The following is a 22,144-nucleotide window of genomic DNA, read 5'->3' on the forward strand; positions in this document are numbered from 1 at the left end:
ACGCCCGCCTGCTCCTTGCGAAACGGAGCGGGCGGGCGTCTCCGGGTACGTGCCTTTCCTTCCTTTCCCTGGCGGCTCTCGGATCCCTGGCAGCGCTCAGAGAAGGGTGAGCGTCAGGGTGGCGCTGTAATCTCCGGGTCGGGTGGTTCCCGGCACCGTCAGTACGAGATCGGCGTCGGCGTCGAACCGGCCGCCGGTGAACGGGCGGGAGCCGTCCGGGTTCATCCGGCAGAGACTCGCGGCCTCGCTCCCGAGCGCGGCGGGCGATCCGGCCACCGGCACGCCCACGCTCCCGTTCTGCGCCGCGCACTTGGGCGTCCATCGGACGGCGCCCGCCGGGATGGTGTCCCCGCCGGCGCTGGTGAATCCGGTGAGGGTGGCGGTCAGGGACCAGCCGCTGTTGACGCCGCGGGCGTCCTCCACCTCGACCCGGTTGAGCCGGGCGCGCTGCACCCCGCTGCCGGTGCCCAGGACCGTCGTACCGAAGTCCACGGTGTCGCCGTCCTGGACCATGGACAGCGTCCCGGCCCGGACCGAGGTGTTCAGCTTCTGGTCGGCGCTGCCGCCGCCCCCTCCCCCGTCCGTGGTGACGGTGAACGGGGTGGTCCGTACGGTGGCGGGGTCGTTGCCCTCGTCGGCCTGGACGGCGACGACGGCATCGGAGATCACGGTGAACTCGACGGCGAACGTGCCGTCCGAGGCGCTCTTGACGTACACCGCGCTGTCGTCGAGCCCGGTGCCCGTCGCGTCGAGGCCGATGACATTGATCCAGCGGTCCGGGTTGTAGTTCTTTCCGCTGACCGTGATCACACTGCCGACGGGTCCGCTGCTCCGCGAGAGCGAGATCTCGCGGTCGCCGGCCGCGACGGCCTTGACGGTGAGGGGAGCGGTGGCTTCCTTCGTGCCGTCGTTGACCTTCACCTCGTACGCACCGTCCGGCACCGCCCCGGCCTCCGCGAGGGTGGCCATGCCGTGCAGCGTTCCGTAGCTGTCGATGGTGAGGGTGTGGCTCCCGAACTTCAGCGGGTCGCAGCCACCGCCGCCCTTCGCGCAGAGCGCGGGTACGGGGGTGCCGCCCGGCGTCCAGCCCGAACCACCCAGTGCGACGGGGGTGTTGGGGCGTACGGGGTCGGCGGGGGCGGTCAGGGTGGCGGGCTCGGAGCCGGTGCCCTCCGCCGTGACGGTGCCGATGGAGCCACCTCCGTCGACCACGTCGCAGGGCGTCTCGAAGACCGAGCCGAGCACCTTGGTCTGCGTCAGCGTACGAACCGGGGCGAAGGAGATCTCCCCCGAGGCGTCTGCGGGGACCAGGAAGTCACCTTCGTACGGCGGGAGTTCGATGGGCGTCCCGGACGGGATGTCCATCGTGAACTCGGCGCCCCGCACGGTGACGGTGCCGGTGGCCCCGCCCGACATCGCGAGGTCGAGGCTGGGGATGGTCGGCACGTCTTCCAGCGGCAGACCACTGGTGGCGGGGGACGGGCCGAGGGTGACCTTGGCGTGCACCTTGCCGCCCGGAGCGACGACCGCGGGCGACAGCTCGACGGTCATCTCCTGCGGGCCGGTTGCCTCGCCCTGACCGGCGGGCAGCGTGCAGTGGACGGTCGGGGTGACCGTACCGGCGGCCTGCGGCCCGGCCGGCCCGGCTGCCTGGGCGGTGGCCCCGACGCAGCTCAGGGACAGTACGAAGCAGGCAGCGAGCAGACCGGTCACGCCAGGTCTTCGTCGTCGAATCACCAGACACCCCTCCATGGCCCATTGATTTGCGCACATTGAGGAGGTCGCACGTAGAGAAGTCAAGAGAGAATTGACTGATCATTACCCGGGGAGTGATCGTTGTCCGAAATCCCCGAAAAGCATTTCCGCAGGCACTTTCCACGCACCTGTTGACATCTATTGACATCTCTGAAGATCACAGTTTCACTGCACCCGACATGCCGGGCCCGGCACGCAGATCCGTAAGAAGATCGCACACGGCGATTTCTTCGAATCCGCGGAATTCAACCGGAAGGAGTTCCTCCTGTCATGTCGATCATTTCCGTACGGCCGTCGAAAGCGCGGCCGTCGAACCGAAGACGCGTCCGCGTCCCGCTCGTGCTCGCCGCGGCCTGTTCCGCGGCCGCCGCGCTCGCCCTGGCGCCGACGGCCCAGGCGGTGACCCCGCTCACCGCGACGGCCACGTACAACTGCGGGGCCTGGGGCAGCGGTCTCGCGACCCTGACCGCCGCCGACTCGGGTACGGCCAAGACCATCAAGGTCACGTCCACGGCGATCACGATGCCGGCGGGCACCAGCGCCGACCCGAACAGCATCACGACGACGCTCAAGCTCACCAAGACCTCGGGCGGCGTCACCAGCCAGGTGCAGTTCTCCGGGAAGACCAACCCCGGCATGAGCGGCGGCAGCCCGATCACCCTGGGCCCGCTGAAGCTCACCTCCGGCACCCTGACGGCGGGTGACCGCACCGATTCCGTGGTGCTGCCCACTCCCCCGAGCGCCACCAACTGGTCACTGCAGATCGTGGCGTCGTCCCCGACGTCGGCCACGGTTCCGTGCGTGGCCACGACCAACCAGTCCGCACCGTTCACCTGGTAGCCGTACGTCCGGTAGCCGTACGTACGACATCCACGCACCTGGCAACGACACCCGACCCGCACCCGGTAACCGAGCCCGAGCCGCACCTGATCAGCGCCTGATCCGCACCTGATCCGCATCAACAACGCCGGCCCGGGGCGAGGACCACTGCCCCCGCCCCGGGCCGACACTTCACGAGAGCGTCCTCACGTCATACGCGTGGCCCACTCCTGAACCTTCTGGATCCGCTGCTGGATCTGCCCGGCCGTCGCCTCCGCGCTCGGCGGCCCGCCGCACACCCGGCGCAGCTCGGTGTGGATCACCCCGTGCGGTTTGCCGCTCTGGTGCGTGTACGCCGACACCATCGTGTTGAGCTGCTTGCGCAGCCCCAGCAGCTGCTTGTGCGTGACCACGGGCCGCGCCTCGGCCGGCTTCTCCAGCAGGTCGGCCTCCCCGGCCGGCTTCTGGCGGCTGTGCGCGATCTGCCGGGTCTGCCGCTTCTGGAGCAGCAGCTGCACCTGGTCGGGTTCGAGCAGTCCGGGAATCCCCAGGTAGTCCTGCTCCTCCTCGCTCCCGGGGTGGGCCTGCATGCCGAATTCGGCACCGTCGTAGAGCACCCGGTCGAAGACCGCGTCGGATTCGAGGGCCTCGAAGGGCAGTTGCTCCTCGGTCTCCTCGTCCTCCAGCTTCTCGGCGTCGGCGAGGAGCTTGTCCTCCTCCGCGAACGGGTTCTCCTCGTCGCTGCCCTTCTTGGGCTTGTCGAGGACGTGGTCCCGTTCGACCTCCATCTCGTTGGCGAAGTCGAGCAGCATCGGGATGGTCGGCACGAAGACCGAGGCCGTCTCGCCGCGCCTGCGCGAGCGCACGAAACGTCCGACGGCCTGCGCGAAGAAGAGCGGCGTGGAGATGGTGGTGGCGTACACGCCCACGGCGAGGCGCGGCACGTCGACGCCTTCCGACACCATGCGGACGGCGACCATCCAGCGCGATCCGTCCTCGCTGAACTTGTCGATCCTCTTCGACGCGGCCTTCTCGTCGGAGAGGACCACGGTGGCCTTCTCGCCCGTGACCTTCTTCAGGATCTTGGCGTACTCGCGCGCCGATTCCTGGTCGGTGGCGATGACGAGCCCGCCCGCGTCCGGGATGCCCTTGCGGACCTCGGTCAGCCGCTTGTCGGCGGCGCTGAGCACATTGGGGATCCAGTCCCCGGTGGGCGACAGGGCGGTGCGCCACGCCTGCCCGATGGCGTCCTTGGTCATCGGCTCGCCGAGCCGGGCCGCGATCTCGTCCCCGGCCTTGGTGCGCCAGCGCATGTTGCCGCTGTAACTGAGGAAGATCACGGGCCGGACGACGCCGTCGGCGAGCGCGTTGCCGTAGCCGTAGGTGTAGTCGGCGGAGGAGCGCCGGATGCCGTCGTTGCCCTCCTCGTACACGACGAAGGGGATCGGGTTGGTGTCGGACCGGAACGGCGTACCGGTGAGCGCGAGCCGCCGGGTGGCCGGGTCGAACGCCTCCTGGCAGGCCTCGCCCCAGGACTTCGAGTCACCGGCGTGGTGGATCTCGTCGAGGATCACGAGGGTCTTGCGCTGCTCGCACCGGTTGCGGTGCAGCATCGGCCGGACGCCGACACCCGCGTAGGTGACCGCGACGCCGTCGTACTCCCTGCTCAGCGGACCGGCGCTGTACTCGGGGTCGAGCTTGATCCCTATCCGGGCCGCTGCCTCGGCCCACTGCTTCTTCAGATGCTCGGTCGGCGCGACGACGGTGACCTGCTGCACCACGTGGTGGTGCAGCAGCCATGACGCGAGGGTCAGCGCGAAGGTGGTCTTCCCCGCGCCGGGGGTGGCGACCGCGAGGAAGTCGCGCGGCTGCTCCTGGATGTACTTCTCCATGGCGCCCTGCTGCCAGGCTCGCAGCTTGCCGGCCGTGCCCCAGGGGGCGCGGCCGGGGAAGGCGGGTGAGAGGTGGTGGGAGGCGGTAGTAGTCACGGTCTCCGGTTCGGGTCTCTCGGGTACGTGGTGGGGTGTCCGTAGGACAACCGGGCCACCCTACCGGCGCCCCGCACCGAACCTCGTACGAACAGACCGAGGGGCCGCGCGGGTGCGACTCAGGTCACACGCCCGCGTGCGGGGCACGCAGGCGCTGGGCGATCCATCTGAGCGGGGCCACCTGGGTACCGGTCAACGCTCCCGCACCCGGGCCGCCACCCACGCCCCCACCAGCGCCACCCCCGCCATCGGCAGGAAGACCACCGCGAACGCTCCCGGATGAGACCCCGAGGCCCCCGCCGCCTCCGCCGCCCCGTGCACGGCCCCCACGGCCCCGCCGCCGAGCGCGGCGAAGGCCGCCCCGCCCGCGGCCAGCAGCAGGACGTTCGACAGCCCGTCGGAGATCTGGAGTGCGGCAGAGTTCGCCCCCGCCTCCTCCGGCGCCGACAGCTTCAGCAGCAGCACGCTCGTCGAGGCGATCACCATGCCCATGCCGAAGCACCCGAAGGCCCAGGCCACGGCGACGGTCCAGACCGGCACCGAGTCGATCAGTACGGACGGCGCGGCCGCGATCGCCGCGGCGACCAGCACCATGCCGCCCACCATCAGACGCTCCCGGTACGGTTCGAGGCGCGGCCGGGACTGTACGTACGAGCCGAGTGCCCAGGTCCCGCCCCCGGCCGCGAGCGAGAGCCCGGCCAGCGTGGGGCTCAGCCCGCGCTGGGTCACCAGCATCAGCGGTACGAACGACTCGGCGGCGATGAACGACCCGGCCGCGACCCCGCGCAGCAGCACCACCGAGGGCAGCCCGCGCGCCGCCCGGCCCGTGCCCGGGGGCAGCAGTCCGCGCACGGCGGGGACGAGCAGACCGAACCCGACGACCGCCGGAAGCAGCGCCAACCAGTTCCGCTCCTGCCCGGCGTACTGGAGCAGCCCCGCCCCCAGCGAGATCCCGAGCGCGAGAAGGATGCGACGCCGGTCGTACGGCTCGACGGGTGCCGCGGGATCGGCCGGCCCCGAGGCGCGGCGCCGGATCGCGGGCAGCGCGAGCGCCAGCGGGAACACCACGAGGACGGGGATGCCGATGAAGACCCACCGCCACCCCAGGTGCTCGGTCACGCTCCCGGCGGCGAGCGGCCCGACGACGGACGGGATCACCCAGCTCGCGGCGAACGCGGCCATGATCGACGGCCGCAGATGCTCCGGATAGGCCCGGCTGATCACCACGTACAGCGCCACGATCACCAGCCCGCCGCCGAGTCCCTGAACGGCCCGCCCGGCGATGAACATCCACATGCTGCCCGCCGTGCCGGACAGCAGCAGCCCGGCCCCGAACGCGCTGATCCCGGTGGCCAGCGGCCCCAGCGGCCCGCGCCGGTCCGCCCACTGCCCGGACAGGACCATGGCGAACAGGCTGGTGGTGAAGTACGCGGAGAACGCGAACGCGTAGAGCGGGATGCCGTGCAGCTCACGGGCGGCGACCGGCATCGCGGTCCCCACGGCCGTCGCCTCGAAGGCGATCAGGAACACGACGGAGACGATGCCGATACTGAGCGCCCTGTAGGTCCGCCCGAGCACCCCGCCGGACGCGGCACCCGGGACGGGCAACGCCGCGTCGGCATTGATGCCGGTATTGATCCCGGTGTCGGCGTCGGCGTCTCTAGGTTCCAGGGCACTCATGAGCCCAAGAGTAAGGGGCAAGATCTCAGTTGAGCCCTGTCGCGAGACGGTCCGCCGCTCGTCCGTTGGTCGTAGGACCGCGGAGCCGATCGTGAACGGAACATGGCAGTCGCATTGCGGCCCGGCTCGCGCTCTTGAGCAGCGCGGACACCCGCCCCTACGGTCGAACCACAACGAGGAACACACGGCCGTGTGCCCGAGTGGTTCAGGGGCTCGACTGCAACTCGAGTTACACCGGTTCGAATCCGGTCACGGCCTCGCCGACGAAGCCGCCCGCCCCGGGGAAGTTCCGGGGCGGGCGGCATTCCCGGGTCCAGGGCGCGCGCTACATCGGGGCCCGGAGTGGTCAGTCGCTACTGGCCCGTCCGATCCTCCTCACGGGCCCTTTCGGTTGCTCAGGCGAAATCAGTTGGCGGGCCTGCCGAACCAGCGGGAGAGGTGGTCGTCCAGGTCCTGCTGATCGTCGCCGATCCAGGCGACGTGGCCGTCGGGGCGTAGCAGGACGCACGGAACATCCAGTACCGCAGTGGGATCCGCGAGGTAATCGACCCGGTCTGACCAGCCGCCGACGGTCAGGCGTTCGGTGCGGTCCAGCAGCAGGCCGCGGCCGCGATGCAGCAGACCGTAGAGGCGGCCCTGTTTCACGTCGATGTCGCGCAGGCGGCGGCCGAGCAGGTCGGGGCCTTCGCCGAAGTCGTAGCGGATGCTGATCGCGGTGATCTTCTCGATCAGATAGCGGTTCACCTCGTCGAAGTCCATCAGTTCGGTGAGCAGCCTGCGCACGGCCTGCGGGCCCGGTTCGGTGGACAGCAGTTCCATCTGGGCGCGGGTGTTGTCCAGCACGTCCTCGGCGACCGGATGACGTTCGGCCTGGTAGGTGTCCAGCAGTGTTTCCGGCGCCCAGCCGCGGATCTGTGCGGCCAGTTTCCAGCCGAGGTTGAATGCGTCCTGAACGCCCAGATTGAGGCCCTGTCCGCCGGTGGGTGGATGGATGTGTGCCGCATCGCCGGCCAGCAGCACCCGCCCGACCCGATAACGTTCGGCCAGCCGGGTGGCATCCCCGAAGCGGGACAACCAGCGCGGGGAGTGCACACCGAAATCGGTTCCGGCGATGGCGCGCAGCTGTTGTTTGAAATCCTCGAGGGTGGGCGGTTCCGCGCGATCGCTGACTCCCGCGACGGGGACTACGACGCGATAGCCCCCTTCACCGAAGGGCCTGAGACTGAAAATCTTGTTGGTCTCGTGGATTTCGGTCACCTTGGCGGCGATCTCCTCCCGCGGCACACCCACTTCCATCTCGCCCATCAGCGTCTCGGTCCGCGAGGGCTCGCCGGGGAAGCCGACGCCGAGCAGTTTGCGCACCGTACTGCGCCCGCCGTCACAGCCGACGAGATAGCGCGAACGCAGCTGTTCGCCGTCGGCCAGCTCGACGGTCACACCCTCGTCGTCCTGCTCGAAATCGGCCACCGCACAACCGCGCCGGACCTGCGCACCCAGTTCGATCGCATGCTCTTCGAGCAGGTGAACGATGGCCGGCTGCGGGATGCCCAGCAGATAGGCGTGCGCGGAATCCAGGCCCTCGGGCGCGGGTTTGGTGATGGCGGCGAAGAATCCGCCGGCCGGACGCTGTCTTCCGTGTTCGAGAATGCGATCCAGCAGTCCGCGCATCGCCATCAGCTCGATACTGCGAATATGCAGACCGACTATGCGGACGAACGACACGGGCTCGGTTTCTTTCTCCAGAACGAGCACCCGCACATCGTGCAGCCGCAGTTCGGCGGCCAGCATCGCGCCGGTCGGCCCGCACCCGGCAATGATCACGTCGAACATGAGGGGCGCGCGATCGGCGCCGGAGGCCCACGACCGGGGTCCGCGGACGTCGCCCACGGTGAAGTCGCGCTCGACCGTATCGTTCGACGACGGCTCGGCAGTGAACTGTGGAGAGTGCATGGATGTTGCCTTTCGGGAGTGCCTTGTTGGCGAGGCGCTCCCGGCGACACCTACGTCAATCGCCCGACCGTGACGGGAAGGGGGAGCACCCACATCGATACAGCGTTCATGGGTCTCACCTCCTCGGGCAGTGTCGCGGTCCACTGCAAGCTACAAGCCCGAGCACCACCCGTCCAATCCTTTCCCAGCCACCTGATCGCGATGTCCACCGCCTGGAATCTGCACCGGGGCCCATACGAAAGGCGACCACCCTGCGCGCGGCGCGGGCAGTCGCCTTCTCTCGTACGGTCCGGAGATCAGGAGGCGGTCGTCGGCTCTTCCTTGAACCCTTCCTTCATCATTTCCCGCAGGTGTGCCTCGTCCTCGTTGCTGAGCGAGGTCTGCACGAGCTGACCGCCGAACTTGACGATCTCGGGGACGACCTTGTCGCGGACGGACTTCTTGACGAGCACGAAGACAGCGGCGGCGCCGGGCCGGAGGTTGGTGCTGAGTTCCTTCATGAAGTTGTCGTTGACACCGGTGTCGACGGCGGACCCTCCGGCGGCGCCGGCCGCGGCGCCCACCGCGGCACCGAGGAACGGCACGAGGAAGAGCAGCCCGATGACGCTCCCCCACAGCGCGCCGCCCGCGGCACCGGTACCCACGTGGCTGACGGCCTGATGCAGCTTGATCTTGCCGTCCTTCTCACGCCGCTCGACGACGACGACATCCTCCAGCTCGACGAGGTGCTCGCGGTTCATGGACAGCAGCTTGTCCCGGACCTGGTTGGCGGTGGCGAGATCGTCGTAGGCGATGACGAACAGATTGCTCATGCGACTGACTCCTCCTCAAGGTGCCTTATCGCATCAACCATAGAGGAAGCGTTACTAAATAAGACATAAGGGCTACAGCATCGGCGCTGCGGTCGGTTCAGCTCTCCCCCACCCGCGCCCGGCCCAGCCCCGCGAGGACCGTGTCGACCGTCTGCTCCACGGCGCCCGGTCGTGTCCGGCCAGAGCCCGATCCGCGGCATCTCCTCCCGCAACACCCGGTCCAACGCCTCGACCGTCCACCCGGCCCCGATCCGCGCGCCGCCCGTCTCGTTGCGGCGCCTGACCGGCGTATGGCTGTCAACAGGGTTGCGTTCATTGGCGGTTCGCCGTCAAGACAGATAGCCGCCACGCTCGACAGGTATCAACTCCCGCCCCACGGGCCAGACTCACCGCGGCGCCCGGAACCACCCCTTCCCCCGGGTGTCCGAGGAGTGCGTCGTGATCAGACCTTCCGCAGGAGGAAGGGCCGCCCTGCTTGCCGCAGGGCTCTCCCTGGTGCTGCTCTCCGCAGGGCAGACCGCCGCCGCGCCCGATACCGCCCCAGACACCGCGTCCGCACCGGCCACCTTCACCGGGGCCCGGGGCGCGAGTACCACCGTCACCCTCATCACCGGTGACCGCGTCACCCTCACCGACCTCGGCGGCGGTCGGAAGACCGTCACCGTCGACCGGGCCGAGGGCGCCACGGGGGCCGTCCGCAACGAGACCGTGAACGGCAGGATCACCGTCATACCCGACGAGGCCCGTCCCTACCTGCAGTCCGGTGTCCTCGACCGGCGGCTCTTCGATGTCACCGGCCTCGTCGAGCAGGGCATCACCGGCGATCTGCCGCTGATCGTGACGCACGGCAAGGGTGCCCGCGCCGCCGTCGCCCCGCGCGGCACCAAGACCGTCCGGGCCCTGCCCAGCATCGGCGGCGCGGCCGTACGAGCCACCGAACCAGCCGCCTTATGGCGCGAGTTCACCGACTCCGCCCGCACCGGCGCCCGCTCGGCCGGTGCCATGAAGGTCTGGCTCGACGCCCGGGTCAAGGCCGCCATGGCCGACTCCAACGCCCAGATCGGCACCCCCAAGGCCTGGGAGGCCGGCCTCACCGGCAAGGGCGTCAAGGTCGCCGTACTCGACACCGGCGCCGACCTCTCCCACCCCGACCTCGACGGACGGGTCGCCGAGAGCCGGTCCTTCATCGAGGGCCAGGAGGTCGCCGACCGCAACGGTCACGGCACCCATGTCACCTCCACCGTCGGCGGCAGCGGCGCAGGCTCCGCGGGCAAGGAACAGGGCGTCGCCCCCGGCGCCACCCTCGCCGTCGGCAAGGTCCTCAACGACCAGGGCACCGGCACCGAGTCGCAGATCATCGCCGGCATGGAGTGGGCCGCCAAGGACATCGACGCGAAGATCGTCTCGATGAGCCTCGGCTCCAGCGAGGGCAGCGACGGCACGGACCCCATGGCCCAGGCGGTGAACACCCTCTCCGCCGAGACCGGCGCCCTCTTCGTCATCGCCGCCGGCAACTCCGGCGCCCCGGGATCCATCGGCTCACCCGGCGCCGCCGACTCCGCGCTCACCGTCGGCGCCGTCGACTCCGCCGACCGCGCCGCCTACTTCAGCAGCCAGGGCCCCCGCTACGGCGACCAGGCCCTCAAGCCCGACATCTCCGCCCCCGGCGTGGGCATTCTCGCCGCCCGCTCCCAGCTCGTCAGCGGCAGCGGCCTCTACGCCTCCAAGAGCGGTACGTCGATGGCGACCCCGCATGTCGCGGGCGTCGCAGCGCTCCTCGCCGAACAGCACCCCGACTGGACCGGCGCCCAGCTCAAGAACGCCCTCATGTCCAGCTCGAAGACGCTCACCGCCTCCTCGTACGCCCTCGGCGCGGGGCGGGTCGACGTAGCTGCCGCGATCTCCGCGAACGTCACTGCCACCGGCTCCGCCGACCTGGGCTTCTACTCCTGGCCGTACGAGTCGAACAAGCCCGTGACGAAGACCGTCACGTACACCAACTCCTCCGACGCGCCCGTCGAGCTGAACCTGGCCGTCGAGGGCATGCCGGAAGGCACCGCCGCCCTCGCCGACACCACCCTCACCGTCCCGGCCCACGGCACCGCGCAGACCACCGTGACCGGCGACGGCGCCAAGGCCCCCGTCGGCACCAGCTCCGGCCGCATCACCGCCACCTCCGGCGGCACGCCCGTCGCGCACACCGCGCTCGGCCTGGTCAAGGAGGAGGAGCGCTACAACCTCACCGTCCATGTCAAGGACCGCGACGGCGCCCCCACCCCCGCCTCGCTCGGGGTGCAGCACCTGGTAGCGGACGAAGACCCGTTCCCGGCAGCCGTAGGCGAGTCCGGCACCGTCCAACTGCGCCTGAAGCCCGGCACGTACACCGTCGACACCTTCCTCGACGTCCGCGGCTCGCACGGCAAGGACTCCCTCGGCCTCGGCTTCCTCACCGATCCGGAGATCGTCCTCGACCGCGACCGCGAGATCACCCTCGACGGGCGCCGGCTGCGTGAGATACGCGCCGAGGTCAACAAGCGCACCGAGACCCGGCAGCTCCTGATGGAGTTCGACCGCAAGGCCAACGGGGCCTCCTTCGGCGGCGCCGTCCTGGTCCCCGCGAAGTACGACTCGGTCTTCGCCGCGCCCACCACCAAGCCTGCCACCGGCACCTTCGAGTACCGGACGGTCTGGCGGCTCGGCAAGCCGATGCTCGAGGTCGCCGCGGGCAGCGTCCGGCTCTCCGACGTCACCCCGCAGCGCGGCGCCACCTTCCTCGACGGCCGTCACCGTCTCGGCGTCGTCGACGCGGGCACCGGCACCGCCGCGGAGTACGCCGGCAAGGACGTCACCGGCAAGGCGGTCCTGGTCCGCCGCACCGAGGGTGCCGACCCCACGCAGCTCGCCCAGACCGCGCAGGACGCGGGCGCCGAGGCCCTGTTCGTCACCGACGACCAGCCCGGCCGGCTGATGGCGTGGTTCGGCACCGCCGACCACGAGGACCGGCCGCTCGCCGTGGCCACCGTGAACGCGGCCGACGCCGCCGCGATCGCGGCCGCCGCGGCCGGCGGGAAGACGCTCGACCTGACGGGCACCCGCTTCACCCCGTACACCTACGACCTCTCCGAGGGGCACCCCGGAGCCATCGGCACGGACCTCGTCTTCCGGCCCGGCAAGGACGAACTCGCCACGATCCACTCGAAGTTCCACATGCCGACGGCCAAGAAGGAGCTCGGCGGCGAGTTCCGTTTCTCGATCACCGACACCTTCCGGTACGGCTTCGGCTTCAAGGAGTTGATCGTCTTCCCGACCGAGCGCACCGAGTACGTCTCCACCGGCACCGGCCAGCGCTGGCACGAGTCCGTCGACCTGGGGGAGCGGTCGCTCGAGGAGCGCGGCGGCACCCCGTCCTACCGGGGCGGCAGCAAGGTCGACCTGGAGTGGTTCAAACCGGTCTGGCACCCGTGGCTCGGCACCGGCCTCGGCTGGGGTCAGGAGCGCAACGCAAACTACCTGACCTTCAACACGCCCGGCTGGGGCGACTCCGGACCGGACCACACCGGCTTCGGCGACGTGTACAACGACCCGACGATGACCCAGTACACCGAGGTGTACGTGAACGGCGAACAGGTCTCCCGCAGGAAGAGTTCCGGCGGCTACGTCGTGAACGCCCCCGCGCAGGAGGCCACCTACAAGGTCGTCACCGACACCACGCTCGACCCGGCCCGCTGGCGGCTCGCCACCAAGGGCCACTCGGAGTGGACCTTCCGCTCCAAGGAGACCCCGGCCGACCGGTACACCTTCCTGCCGCTGATCAACCTCGGCTTCGACCTCGACACCGACCTCGTCGGCGACGTCCGGGGCGGCAGCCGGGTGCCCGTACGGATCTACGCCGAGTACGTGAAGGGCGCGCCGGACACCGGCGTCCTCGGCGGCGGCTCCCTGGAGGTCTCCTACGACGAGGGGGCGACCTGGACGAACGTCACGCTGAGCTCGTCGGGCGGCGCCTCCTGGAACGGTGAGCTGCGCGTCCCGAGCGGCGCGAAGTCCGTCTCGCTGCGTGCGGGCGCGAGCGACGACCAGGGCGGCTCGGTGAAGCAGGAGCTCATCCACGCGGTGGGCGTGCGCTGACCACCCCGCATACGACGCACGGTTCGACCAGGTCCTGGGGCACGGCCGGAGCTGTCCGGCCGTCCCCGGGACCTGGTCCGCCGACCATCCGGCGCCGTGCACGGACTTGGCCGGCCGGGTCCCCGCCGGGCTGCTCTGCGGACTTCCCGTAGAGCAGATGGAACTGGACACGGATCTCTTCGTGATTCGGTTCCTCGTCCGGATGGATCCGGCACAGGTCCTCCGGTGCCATGCTCGGGTTCTCGCTCAGCGGGGATAAGTTGCCGATCACCTGCTGGGCCGCACTCGCTGTCGTCGAGTCCTTCCCGGTCGGCTCGAACTTCTCCGATCCAGAGATCAACTGCAGCGCCTTCGTGGCATCCGCGGACACAGCACCGCCGCAGAGCCCCGCCGCCGCGACGGACTTCTTCTTTACGGCCGGCCCGGATTCTTCGCTGCAACCGACGAAACCCGCCATCACCACCGACATGAACGCCACCCCGCAAGCCGAGCGCCCCGAACCTACAAGGCGCGGAGCTCGGTTGCGCCCCGATCCGGGACGTCCCCTCCGGCGGCACCCGGTCCAACGCCTCGCCGTCCAGCAGGCCCCGTAACCGCTCTTGCCGGCCGCCGGGCGCCCGGCGCTTCGGCCCGACCGCCCGCGAGCAGTACGTGGGCATCCCCGCACCGGACGGCAACACGTACCCGCTCAGCCGGCGGTGCAGGGCGCCGCAGGAAGGGGACTTCGTGGACGTGGAGCTTGCTGTACCGCTTGTCCCCGCCGCTGCGGTCGAACCACAACGAGGAACACACGGTCGTGTGCCCGAGTGGTTCAGGAGTTCAACTGCAACTCGAGTTGCACCAGCTCGAATCCGGTAACGACCTCCAGCCGAAGCCGCCCGCCCCAGGGAGATTCCGGGGCGGGCGGTTTGCTCCGGTCCGGGGCGCGGGCCGCAGTGTCCCCGACAGCGTCCTACACCGTGAACCCCGCCTTGCGCTGCACGCCATCGCTGGTGCCCCAGCCCTGCCACCGACGCAAGCGCGGCCGGCGGTCCAGCCCGTCTCAGGTCCGGGGCTTCAGCACAGGCTTCTCGGGCAGCCCGCCGTTGTTCTCGCACTGCAGCTTCTTTGCCACGGCAAGGGACGCAGCATGCATAATCGTGAGATTGGCCGCCAGGTGCTCGGGCGTGTTCTGCGCGGTGGCCTCCGGGTGGTAGAAGTGGCCGTTGACACGCAGCGGGCGTTCCTTCGACCCCTCCAATTGGGGGCTCACACACTCGAAGTAGAGGGAGGAACCCCGGGGAACCGCGTAGGACAGCTTTCCCATCGTGTAATACCGTCCACGGCCTGGATCGCCGCTGACCTCCAGGTCCTCCGGCGCGTACATGTCGAAGTTGATCCTCGATTTGTCCGCCGGCGCGCCTCTCTTCGGATACAGCACGCACAGCTCACCCCCCACAGCCCAGCGGTGCCCCGATTCGTAACCGGCCTTGAGCCCCTCAACGACCCGGTCCATATTCTTCGGACTGGTCCAGCTGAACGACGTCGCCCCCGTGACGGACTCGATCGTCTTCGCAAGAGGGCCTTTGAACAGGCCGTCACACACCTCGGCCGCACCGACGTACCGCGGAGGCTCCTTCTCCTCACCACACCCAGTCGCACTGGCACCGACAGCCATCACCAAGCCGGTGATGCACCATGCCCGCCTCAACTGCCCCGCTCCCATACGCCTCACCTTCGCACCCCGTCCTGCACCATGCCCCGCGTCAGTCCCCGGTCTCGGGATCACTGCCCTGCTGCTGCGCACGGTCGTTCCCGACCCCGTATCCGACCAGCATCGACTCCCTCAGATCCTCACGGAATTTTTTGTCGGCATCAGAATCAGTCGTATGCCGATCCAAGAAGTTCTCCATGGGCGACTCAGCCATGGACTCGCCACCCTTGTACACCTTGGTCTTCTCGTCCCGGGTGAGTTGCTCCATCTTTTCCTTGTGCTCATCCACAGAATTGTCGGACAGATCCCCGATGAACTGGCCAACGACGTTTTCCACGAGTCCGCTGCCCGTGTCCGTACCCAACCCGATGAGTGTCGCCGCAACCCCCGCGGCTGCGACCTCCGGCAGAAAAGCGACCCCTGCAGCAACGCCCACTCCGGCTCCGAACTGGATCCAGCCGGACCGTTTATTCACGGCCTTCTCGTAATCCTCGTGCATCTTCACATTCGTTGCCGCGACCTGATCGGCACGGGACTGGTCGAGCATGCCCTGCACTTCGGCGCCCGTGCGCACCACTGCCCGTGCGAGCGCCCGGTACAGGGCGTACGCGTATGCCTCCGTCTGGAGCAGCCCCGGGATCAGCATCGTCTCGTACGCGCTGATGACCCGCGCCTGCCGTTCCAGCCGCGCCCAGTCCAGGAACTTCGCCGGGTACTTCTCCGCGTCGATCAGCTCGGTGCACGCCTTCAGCGCACCGCCCGCGACGAAGAACCGGTCCGCGTCGGCCAGCAGCTCCAGCGCCGGAATGCGCTCCGCCCGCTCGACCGCCCCCATGAGCGACTCCGAAATCAACAGCTTGTCCGCCGCGTCCTTCTGCGTGAGACCGGCCCGCACCCGATGGATACGGATCAGGTCCCCAACAAGCCTCCGCACCTGCGACGGCTCAGCGCTACTCGTCCCCACAGTCACCACCACCCTCTCCACATCCCGTCGATGTGGACCGCGTCCTCCTGGTCACGCTACGCAGCCACCGGAATCCTTCGGGTCATGACGAGCAAGAAACTCCCTGAATGGGTTCCCACCGCCGGACTCCAACTCCACCTGACCGGCATTCACTTCGATGCCATCCGGCTGCGGGGCGTACGGGGCGAGACAGTGCTGCACCACCTCGGCACTCTCACCGAGGGCGAACCGGGCCCGGTCGTACGGGAGATCGCGGGCGCCCGGTGGATGTACTTCCTGATCCCGCCCGGGTCGAGCAAGGAGTACGACTGGCCGCCGGGCGCCAGGTGCTTCGGGCCGGCTGCCCGGGACCAGTACGTGGGCATCCCCGCCCCCGACGGCAACACGTACTCGCTGAGCTGGCGGTACGGGGCGCCGAGGGAAGGGGAGTTCGTGGACGTGGAGCTGCTGTACGGGCTGGTGATGGCGCAGTTGGCACCGGAGGAGGGGTGAGGCGGGCGCGGGTGGGGCCGCACGACCGATCACGCCCTCGCCTCGGACGACTTCGGCATGCCCAGACCCTGGTCGCCGGCCGGTTCAGCGGCAACCGCTGGACTCGCAGCGAACGCCGGGGATCGCGCCACATGAACCCCGGCGTCACGCGCATCCAGGCGATCGGAACCCGGAACAGTCCCACGGCCGCCTGAATCCACTAGTGGTCACAGCCGCGGTGACCGCCGAGGCAGGAACATCGTCGTCGGTCATCAGGCTACGGGCGGTGACCTTCGAAGGGCTGATCGGACAGCGAGTGGGGGAGCGTACCGCCACGCGCCTGGTCGTGAAACCGGCCCGTTCGGCAACATCCGCCTACCACTTCGGAGTTCACCCAAGCCAGCAGCGGTGACAGTGGGCACCTCCGGGTTGCATCCGCAACCCGGAGCGCACCATCCGTACAGGGCTCAGGACTTGGGCGCTGCCACCGCCGCCTGGGGCCGGATCGGGAGGCGGTTGATCGGGCGGCCGGTGGCGGATCGTACGGCTGCGGCTACGGCGGCCGGGGAGGTGACCACGGGGATCGCCGAAGCGGGCTTGGCGCCGAAGGGGGCCACCACGTCGCGTTCTTCGACGAGTTGGACGATGCGAATGTCCGGGGCGTCCAGGGCGGTCGGGAGCGCGTAGCCGGTGAGGTCCGGGTGACGGAGCAGGCCGCGGGCGCTGCGGAGGTTCTCGGTGAGCGCGGCGCCGATGCCCTGGGTGATGCCCGCCTCGATGCGGGTCGCGAGCTGGGACGGGTTGAGGACCCGGCCGACGTCCTGGGCGACCGCCATCTCGACGACCCGTACGGAGCCGAGTTCGATGTCGACGTCCACCACCGCGCGGATCGCGCAGAAGGCGAGGCCGACGAAGGCGTCGCCCTGGCCCGACTCGTCCAGGGGTTCGGTCGGGTGGGGGCGGCACTGGGCGGTGGCCCAGAGTTCCTTGCCGTCCATCGCTTCCGTGACCGTCGTGGACAGCACCCCGTCGTACGAGGTGATCTTGCCGTTGGAGATCTGCAGCAGCTCCGTGGACATGCCGAACTTGTGGGCCAGGGGCTGGAGCAGCTGCGTACGGACCATCTTGGCCGCGCGTTCCACCGCTCCGGCCGAGACCCAGGTGTGGCGGCCGTGCGTCGCCGGGCCCGCCGGGGGCTGGTCGGTGTCGACGGACGCCACGTGGACCTCTTCGATACCCAGCGTCTCCTGGACCACCTGGCGGGCGAGGGTCGAGAAGCCCTGGCCCGTTTCGACCGCGGCGCAGATGACTGTGGCGACGCCGTCGTGGACCCGGACCGTGGCCGTGGAGACCTCGTCGGCGCCCTCCGCGCCGAGCATGTGGACCATGCCGAGCGCGTAGCCGACGCCTCGGCGCACCGCGCCGGGTTCACCCGCGCCCTCCGGGCCGCCGGGGAGCAGCCAGTCGTCCTCCGGGGCATCCTTGGGGAGGGAGGGGAGCGGGAAGTCCCTTACGGAGGTGAGCAGTTCGGACACCGGTGCCGGACAGGTCACCGTCTGGCCCGTGGGCAGGATGTCGCCGGTGGACAGGGCGTTGCGCAGGCGCAGCTCGGCCGGGTCGATACCGAGCTTCGCGGCCAGCTTGTCCATCTGGCCCTCGTACGCCGCGCAGACCTGCATCGCGCCCTCGCCGCGCACATGGCCCGACGGCGGGTTGTTCGTACGGACCGCCCAGCCCTCGATGAAGGCGTGCGGGACGACGTACGGGCCGCAGGCGAAGGCGACCGCCGCGGCCAGCGACTCGGACGAGGCGTCGGCGTACGCGCCCGCGTCGAGCAGGATCTGTGCCTCGACCTTCACCAGTCGGCCCTCGGCGTCCGCGTGGTGGCGGTAGCGCAGGAGCGTGGGGTGGCGGTGGCCATGGCCGAGGAAGGACTCCTCGCGGGTGGCGGTCAGTTTGACCGGGCAGCCGGTACGCAGCGCGAGCAGCCCCAGCGGCAACTGGAAGCCGGGGTCCTCGCGGTCGCCGGTGGCGCCGGGGACACCGGTGACGACGACCTTGACCCGGTCCGGTTCGAGGCCGAAGCAGGCAGCGGCGAGATCGCGGTCGGTGTGCGGGTCGGTGGAGGCGGTGTAGATCTCCACGCCGCCGTCGGGCCGGGGCACGGCGAGCCCGGCCTCGGCGCCGATCGGGGCCGGGTCCTGGCGGCCGATGCGGTAGAGGCCCTCGACGACGACCTCGCCGGTGGCCTCCGGGTCGCCGTAACGCAGCGGGATGTGGCGGATCAGATTGCCGTCGGGGTGCAGGGGTTCGGCCTCGAAGGCCTTTTCCGGGTCCGTGACCGGTTCGAGGACCTCGTACTCGACGGCGATGGCCGCGGCGGCGAGACGCGCCGTGTCGGGGTGGTCGGCGGCGACCGCGGCGATCGGCTCGCCGTGGTGGCGGACCAGGTCGGCGGCGAAGACCGGGCGGTCGACGACCTTGCGCCCGTACGCGCCCTCCCCGGGGACGTCCTCGTGCGTGACGACGGCCCGTACCCCCGGCATCTCGACGGCGCCCGAGGTGTCGATGGACAGGATGCGGGCGTGCGGGTGCGGGGAACGGAGTACGGCCGCCCACAGCAGGCCCTCGGCCCAGAGGTCGGCGGCGTACGGGAAGGTGCCCTCGGTCTTCGCACGCGCGTCGGCGGGCAGGAGGGAGACGCCCAGGCCGAGCGCGGTCGGCTCGGCGTCGGGTCCTTCGGACGCGGGGGTGGTGATCCGTGTGCTGGTCGCGTTGGCGGCGGTGGCCGCGGTGGCCGCGTCGTTGCTCACGCCATGCCTCCGTCCTGCGAGTGCGGCTGAATCCTGCCGGCGCCGGGGCCCGCCTGGTGGGGAATGCGGGCCTCGTCGGACTCCGGGGACGAGGAGTCCGACGAGGCTGCCGGGTCGGCGCTTGCCTCACGGCCCGCGATGACCTCGTTCACGGCGTCGAGGACACCCCGGTAGCCGGAGCAGCGGCAGAGGTTGCCGCAGAGCGCCTGGCGCGTCTCCAGTTCGCTGGGAGCGTGGTTGCCCTCCAGCAGGTCGTGGACGGTCATCGCCATGCCAGGAATGCAGAAACCGCACTGGACGGCTCCGCACTTGGCGAGGGCGCGCTGGACGTCGGACGGCTCGCCGTCAACGGCCAGGCCCTCGACCGTACGGACCTCGCTGCCGGCCGCGGTCGCCGCCGGCACCAGACAGGAGGCGACCAGCCGGCCGTCCACCTGGACGTTGCAGGCGCCGCACTCACCCTGCGAGCAGCCGTCCTTGGCACCGGCGAGGCCGAGGCGCTCGCGGAGCACGTAGAGGAGCGACTCGCCGATCCAGGCGTCGGTGACGGGGCGGTCGGCGCCGTTCACATGCAGGACGTAGGAGGCCGCCGGGTGCTCGCTGGGGACGTCGACGGGCCGGGTGTCGGGAGGCTCGACGTCGAGGGGCTGGGAGTCGGGGAGTTGCCCTTCGGGAAGCTCGGCTTCGAGTGGCGGGGCTTCCAGCGGGGTGTTCGGCAACGGCGTGTCGGGCGGCGACTGCTCGGCGGGGTGCTCGGCGGGGTGCTCGGCGGGAGCATCCTCGGGTACGGCGGTGTGGAGGGCCGGGGCCTGCGCGAGGTCCGCTCCGGGAACGGGGGTGTCTCCCGTGTCCCCCGTGTCCCCCGGATCTCTCGTGTCTACGGCCGCCGGTACGGGGCCGTCCTCGGTTACCGTCTCCGGTGCCGCTGCCTCGTACGCCACGGAGGACGTCTCGGAGGGCATCTCGGCGGGCAACGGGGAGTACGCCTCGGAGAGCTCCGCCGCGGGCTCCGCGGCAGGCGCGAAATCGGCTCCCGGCGCGTGTTCCGGCTCGATGTCCGCTACGGGGGCCGGCTCAACCACCGGCTCGGGCTCGGGCTCGGGTTCCGCGACCGGCTGCTGTGTCGCCCACGGTGCGGGCGCACCGCCCGGCAGCGTGGCCGGTGGAGTCCGGTCCGCGTACCACTGGGAGGCCAGCGTCGAGGCCGCGAACTCACCGGACTCCTCCGGGAGATCACCGTCGGCGACCGGAATCGTCCACTGACCGGTGTGGCCGGTGTGATCGGGCTGCACGCCATGGTCGGGGTGTACGCCGTGGTCGGGGTGTACGCCGTGGTCGGTGTGGTCGACGTGGGCGACGTGGGCGGGCTGTACGCCCTGGTCGGGCTGTACGCCATGGTCGGGGTGTACGCCGTGGTCGGTGTGGTCGACGTGGTCGGGCTGTACGCCGTGGTCGGCCTGCTGGGCGAACTCGGTGGGCTCGGTGAAGTTCCACTGGCCCGTCGCGGGCGGCGTCTCCCGGTACTGCTCCTGCTGCGGGTACCCGTACCCGTACTGCGTCTGCTGCTGGTTCGGGTCCGGCCAGTGCACCGCGCCGGGGGCCGGCTGCTCCGGTTCCACGGCCCGCTCCTGCTGGCTCTGCGTCTGTACGACCCAGCTGCCCGTGGCCGCGGGATCGAGACCGGCCGCGGGTGTCAGCGGCAGGATCATCGGCGGTACGTAGCCCTGGCCGGGCGCGGCCAGCGGGATGTTCGCCAGGTCCTCCGGCGGCAGGTGGACGAAGGCGGTCGCCTCGGCGTCGTACTCGCCGCCCTGCGGCGTCGGCTGCCAGCCCCCGTGCTGCGGCTGCTCCCGCTGCCCGTGCTGTTCGTTGTGGTCCTCGTTGCTCACGACAGTGCCCTCCCCAGCGCGCGTCGGGCCAGCGCGGCGACGGTGCGCCGCAGATGCAGTACGGCGGGGGGCAGTGGTGGCGCCTCTCCCCCGTCGACGGACGGTGCCTGGTCCGGGATGCAGGCCGCGGCGACGTACTCGCCGAAGGCGGCCAGCGCGTCCGGCGCCAGGCCGCGTTCACCGTCCCAGTCGATCAGTGAGGCGATCCAGCGTTCGGCCTCCAGCGGCCGCAGCGGCATCGGCGCGATGGCACCGACCGCGCAGCGCACCCCGCGCCGGGCCGGGTCGAGCACGATCGCGACGGACGCGGTGGCGCGACCGGGACCGGTGCGGCCGGTGGCCTTCAGGAAGACCTGGGGGGCGTGCAGCAGCGGTACGCGGACGAAACCGATCAGTTCGGCGGGTTCGAGCATGTCGCGGCCGGCCAGCAGGTGCGAGACCGGGATCTCGCGGCGGGCGCCGCCCGGGCCCGCGATGACGAGTTCGGCCTCCAGGGCGGCGAGCACCGGCAGGGCGTCACCGGTCGGGGCCGCGGTGGCGACGTTGCCGCCGAGGGTTCCGGCGTTACGGATCTGGGGCGGGCCCGCGGCGCGCGCGGAAGCGGCCAGGGCGGGGATGAGGGCGGCGAAGTCGGGCCGCCCCATGCGTGCGTGGGTGAGTCCGGCGCCGAGCAGGGCGTGACCGTCCTGGTAGTGCCACCCGCGCAGCTCGCTGATCCGGCCGAGGCCGACCAGTCCCGAGGGGCGCAGCAGCCCCTTGTTGACGGCCGCCATCAGGTCCGTCCCACCCGCTACGGGAACGGCTGCAGGCATGGCGCCGAGTGCCGCCACGGCCTCGTCGAGCGAGGCCGGCAGCGTCACGGACTGCGTCGCCTGCGGTGCGTGCGTGGTCAACCCAGCTGCCCCTTCCCGGTGTCCCGGCTGTCCGGCTCGTTTCGCCGTACGGTACGTGCTCAAAGCCCGGACGTGGCAACTCTGGCACATCTTCCGATCGGACCGACGCGAGGGTCCACGAAGGGCATATCCGTCCCCTAACAGGGGGATGATCCTGATTCGCCCTGCTTCAGCGCAGAGTGCGAATTGCCACTCTTCAGCGGGCCTCGGGTGGGTTGTTCCGTTCCGGCTGTGCGTTTACCAATGCCCGTTGCGGACAATGACCGCCGGCCGGCACGCTCCCGCGGAG

14 protein-coding genes, 1 tRNA gene and 1 pseudogene are annotated in these 22,144 nt (G+C 70.4%); 4 read left to right on the forward strand and 12 right to left on the reverse strand.

Features of this window, described 5'->3' with window-relative positions; all coding sequences use genetic code 11:
• Window positions 1-96: 96 nt before the first annotated feature.
• Window positions 97-1,713, reverse strand: coding sequence for a WxL domain-containing protein (locus ACFU8Q_RS10390; RefSeq protein WP_384450685.1), 1,617 nt, complete (start codon window positions 1,711-1,713; stop codon window positions 97-99).
• 312 nt (window positions 1,714-2,025) lie between these two features.
• Here ACFU8Q_RS10390 and ACFU8Q_RS10395 point away from each other — a divergent pair, with 312 nt between their 5' ends.
• A complete protein-coding gene (locus ACFU8Q_RS10395) occupies window positions 2,026-2,595 on the forward strand; it encodes a hypothetical protein (RefSeq protein WP_384450688.1) in 570 nt (189 codons plus the stop codon).
• 185 nt (window positions 2,596-2,780) lie between these two features.
• Here the strand turns inward: ACFU8Q_RS10395 and ACFU8Q_RS10400 are convergent, their stop codons facing one another.
• Entirely contained in the window at window positions 2,781-4,562 is a 1,782-nt protein-coding gene (locus ACFU8Q_RS10400; protein WP_384450691.1) for a DEAD/DEAH box helicase, read from the reverse strand.
• A gap of 192 nt (window positions 4,563-4,754) precedes the next feature.
• Entirely contained in the window at window positions 4,755-6,242 is a 1,488-nt protein-coding gene (locus ACFU8Q_RS10405) for an MFS transporter (RefSeq protein ID WP_384450694.1), read from the reverse strand.
• 186 nt (window positions 6,243-6,428) lie between these two features.
• Here ACFU8Q_RS10405 and ACFU8Q_RS10410 point away from each other — a divergent pair.
• Window positions 6,429-6,500: transfer RNA gene (locus ACFU8Q_RS10410), tRNA-Cys, on the forward strand.
• Window positions 6,501-6,647: 147 nt separating this feature from the next.
• Here ACFU8Q_RS10410 and rox read toward each other — a convergent pair.
• Together rox and ACFU8Q_RS10420 are read right to left on the reverse strand one after the other, a co-directional pair.
• Window positions 6,648-8,192, reverse strand: a complete 1,545-nt coding sequence (rox, locus tag ACFU8Q_RS10415; RefSeq protein WP_384450697.1) for a rifampin monooxygenase — start codon at window positions 8,190-8,192, stop codon at window positions 6,648-6,650.
• 296 nt (window positions 8,193-8,488) lie between these two features.
• Entirely contained in the window at window positions 8,489-9,004 is a 516-nt protein-coding gene (locus ACFU8Q_RS10420) for a DUF1269 domain-containing protein (protein WP_384450700.1), read from the reverse strand.
• Window positions 9,005-9,442: 438 nt separating this feature from the next.
• Here ACFU8Q_RS10420 and ACFU8Q_RS10425 point away from each other — a divergent pair, with 438 nt between their 5' ends.
• Complete coding sequence (locus ACFU8Q_RS10425) at window positions 9,443-13,132, forward strand: S8 family serine peptidase (protein ID WP_384450703.1); 3,690 nt, start codon at window positions 9,443-9,445, stop codon at window positions 13,130-13,132.
• Here ACFU8Q_RS10425 and ACFU8Q_RS10430 read toward each other — a convergent pair.
• The 4 genes and pseudogenes from ACFU8Q_RS10430 to ACFU8Q_RS10445 all read right to left on the reverse strand — a co-directional run.
• Complete coding sequence (locus ACFU8Q_RS10430) at window positions 13,107-13,610, reverse strand: hypothetical protein (RefSeq protein ID WP_384450706.1); 504 nt, start codon at window positions 13,608-13,610, stop codon at window positions 13,107-13,109. The genes ACFU8Q_RS10425 and ACFU8Q_RS10430 overlap by 26 nt on opposite strands.
• A 564-nt stretch (window positions 13,611-14,174) precedes the next feature.
• The gene (locus ACFU8Q_RS10435) at window positions 14,175-14,837 is read right to left on the reverse strand and encodes a hypothetical protein (RefSeq protein ID WP_384450709.1); all 663 of its coding nucleotides are present in this window, start codon (window positions 14,835-14,837) and stop codon (window positions 14,175-14,177) included.
• A gap of 40 nt (window positions 14,838-14,877) precedes the next feature.
• Entirely contained in the window at window positions 14,878-15,576 is a 699-nt protein-coding gene (locus ACFU8Q_RS10440) for a Scr1 family TA system antitoxin-like transcriptional regulator (RefSeq protein ID WP_384450726.1), read from the reverse strand.
• Window positions 15,577-15,585: 9 nt separating this feature from the next.
• A pseudogene (locus ACFU8Q_RS10445) lies at window positions 15,586-15,810 on the reverse strand (helix-turn-helix transcriptional regulator); the annotation flags it as partial.
• 63 nt (window positions 15,811-15,873) lie between these two features.
• Here ACFU8Q_RS10445 and ACFU8Q_RS10450 point away from each other — a divergent pair.
• A complete protein-coding gene (locus ACFU8Q_RS10450; protein ID WP_384450712.1) occupies window positions 15,874-16,281 on the forward strand; it encodes a hypothetical protein in 408 nt (135 codons plus the stop codon).
• Window positions 16,282-16,727: 446 nt separating this feature from the next.
• On the opposite strand, the gene ACFU8Q_RS10455 is transcribed toward ACFU8Q_RS10450, so the two are convergent.
• The 3 genes from ACFU8Q_RS10455 to ACFU8Q_RS10465 are packed head-to-tail and all read right to left on the reverse strand — an operon-like array spanning window position 16,728 to window position 21,855.
• The gene (locus tag ACFU8Q_RS10455; protein ID WP_384450715.1) at window positions 16,728-19,073 is read right to left on the reverse strand and encodes a xanthine dehydrogenase family protein molybdopterin-binding subunit; all 2,346 of its coding nucleotides are present in this window, start codon (window positions 19,071-19,073) and stop codon (window positions 16,728-16,730) included.
• Entirely contained in the window at window positions 19,070-20,962 is a 1,893-nt protein-coding gene (locus ACFU8Q_RS10460; protein ID WP_384450717.1) for a 2Fe-2S iron-sulfur cluster-binding protein, read from the reverse strand. Before ACFU8Q_RS10460 ends, ACFU8Q_RS10455 begins: the two co-directional genes overlap by 4 nt.
• On the reverse strand, window positions 20,959-21,855 hold the full coding sequence (locus tag ACFU8Q_RS10465; protein ID WP_384450720.1) for an FAD binding domain-containing protein: 897 nt from the start codon (window positions 21,853-21,855) through the stop codon (window positions 20,959-20,961). Before ACFU8Q_RS10465 ends, ACFU8Q_RS10460 begins: the two co-directional genes overlap by 4 nt.
• Between the last annotated feature and the right edge of the window lie 289 nt (window positions 21,856-22,144).

The organism is Streptomyces sp. NPDC057543, from assembly GCF_042801895.1.
In the GTDB taxonomy this organism is placed as follows: domain Bacteria; phylum Actinomycetota; class Actinomycetes; order Streptomycetales; family Streptomycetaceae; genus Streptomyces.

Coding starts and splice junctions, on each gene's coding strand:
- ACFU8Q_RS10395 (WP_384450688.1), top strand. CDS start 2,026: ATGTCGATCATTTCCGTACGGCCGTCGAAAGCGCGGCCGTCGAACCGA.
- ACFU8Q_RS10405 (WP_384450694.1), bottom strand. CDS start 6,242: ATGAGTGCCCTGGAACCTAGAGACGCCGACGCCGACACCGGGATCAAT.
- rox (WP_384450697.1), bottom strand. CDS start 8,192: ATGCACTCTCCACAGTTCACTGCCGAGCCGTCGTCGAACGATACGGTC.
- ACFU8Q_RS10420 (WP_384450700.1), bottom strand. CDS start 9,004: ATGAGCAATCTGTTCGTCATCGCCTACGACGATCTCGCCACCGCCAAC.
- ACFU8Q_RS10435 (WP_384450709.1), bottom strand. CDS start 14,837: ATGGGAGCGGGGCAGTTGAGGCGGGCATGGTGCATCACCGGCTTGGTG.
- ACFU8Q_RS10450 (WP_384450712.1), top strand. CDS start 15,874: ATGACGAGCAAGAAACTCCCTGAATGGGTTCCCACCGCCGGACTCCAA.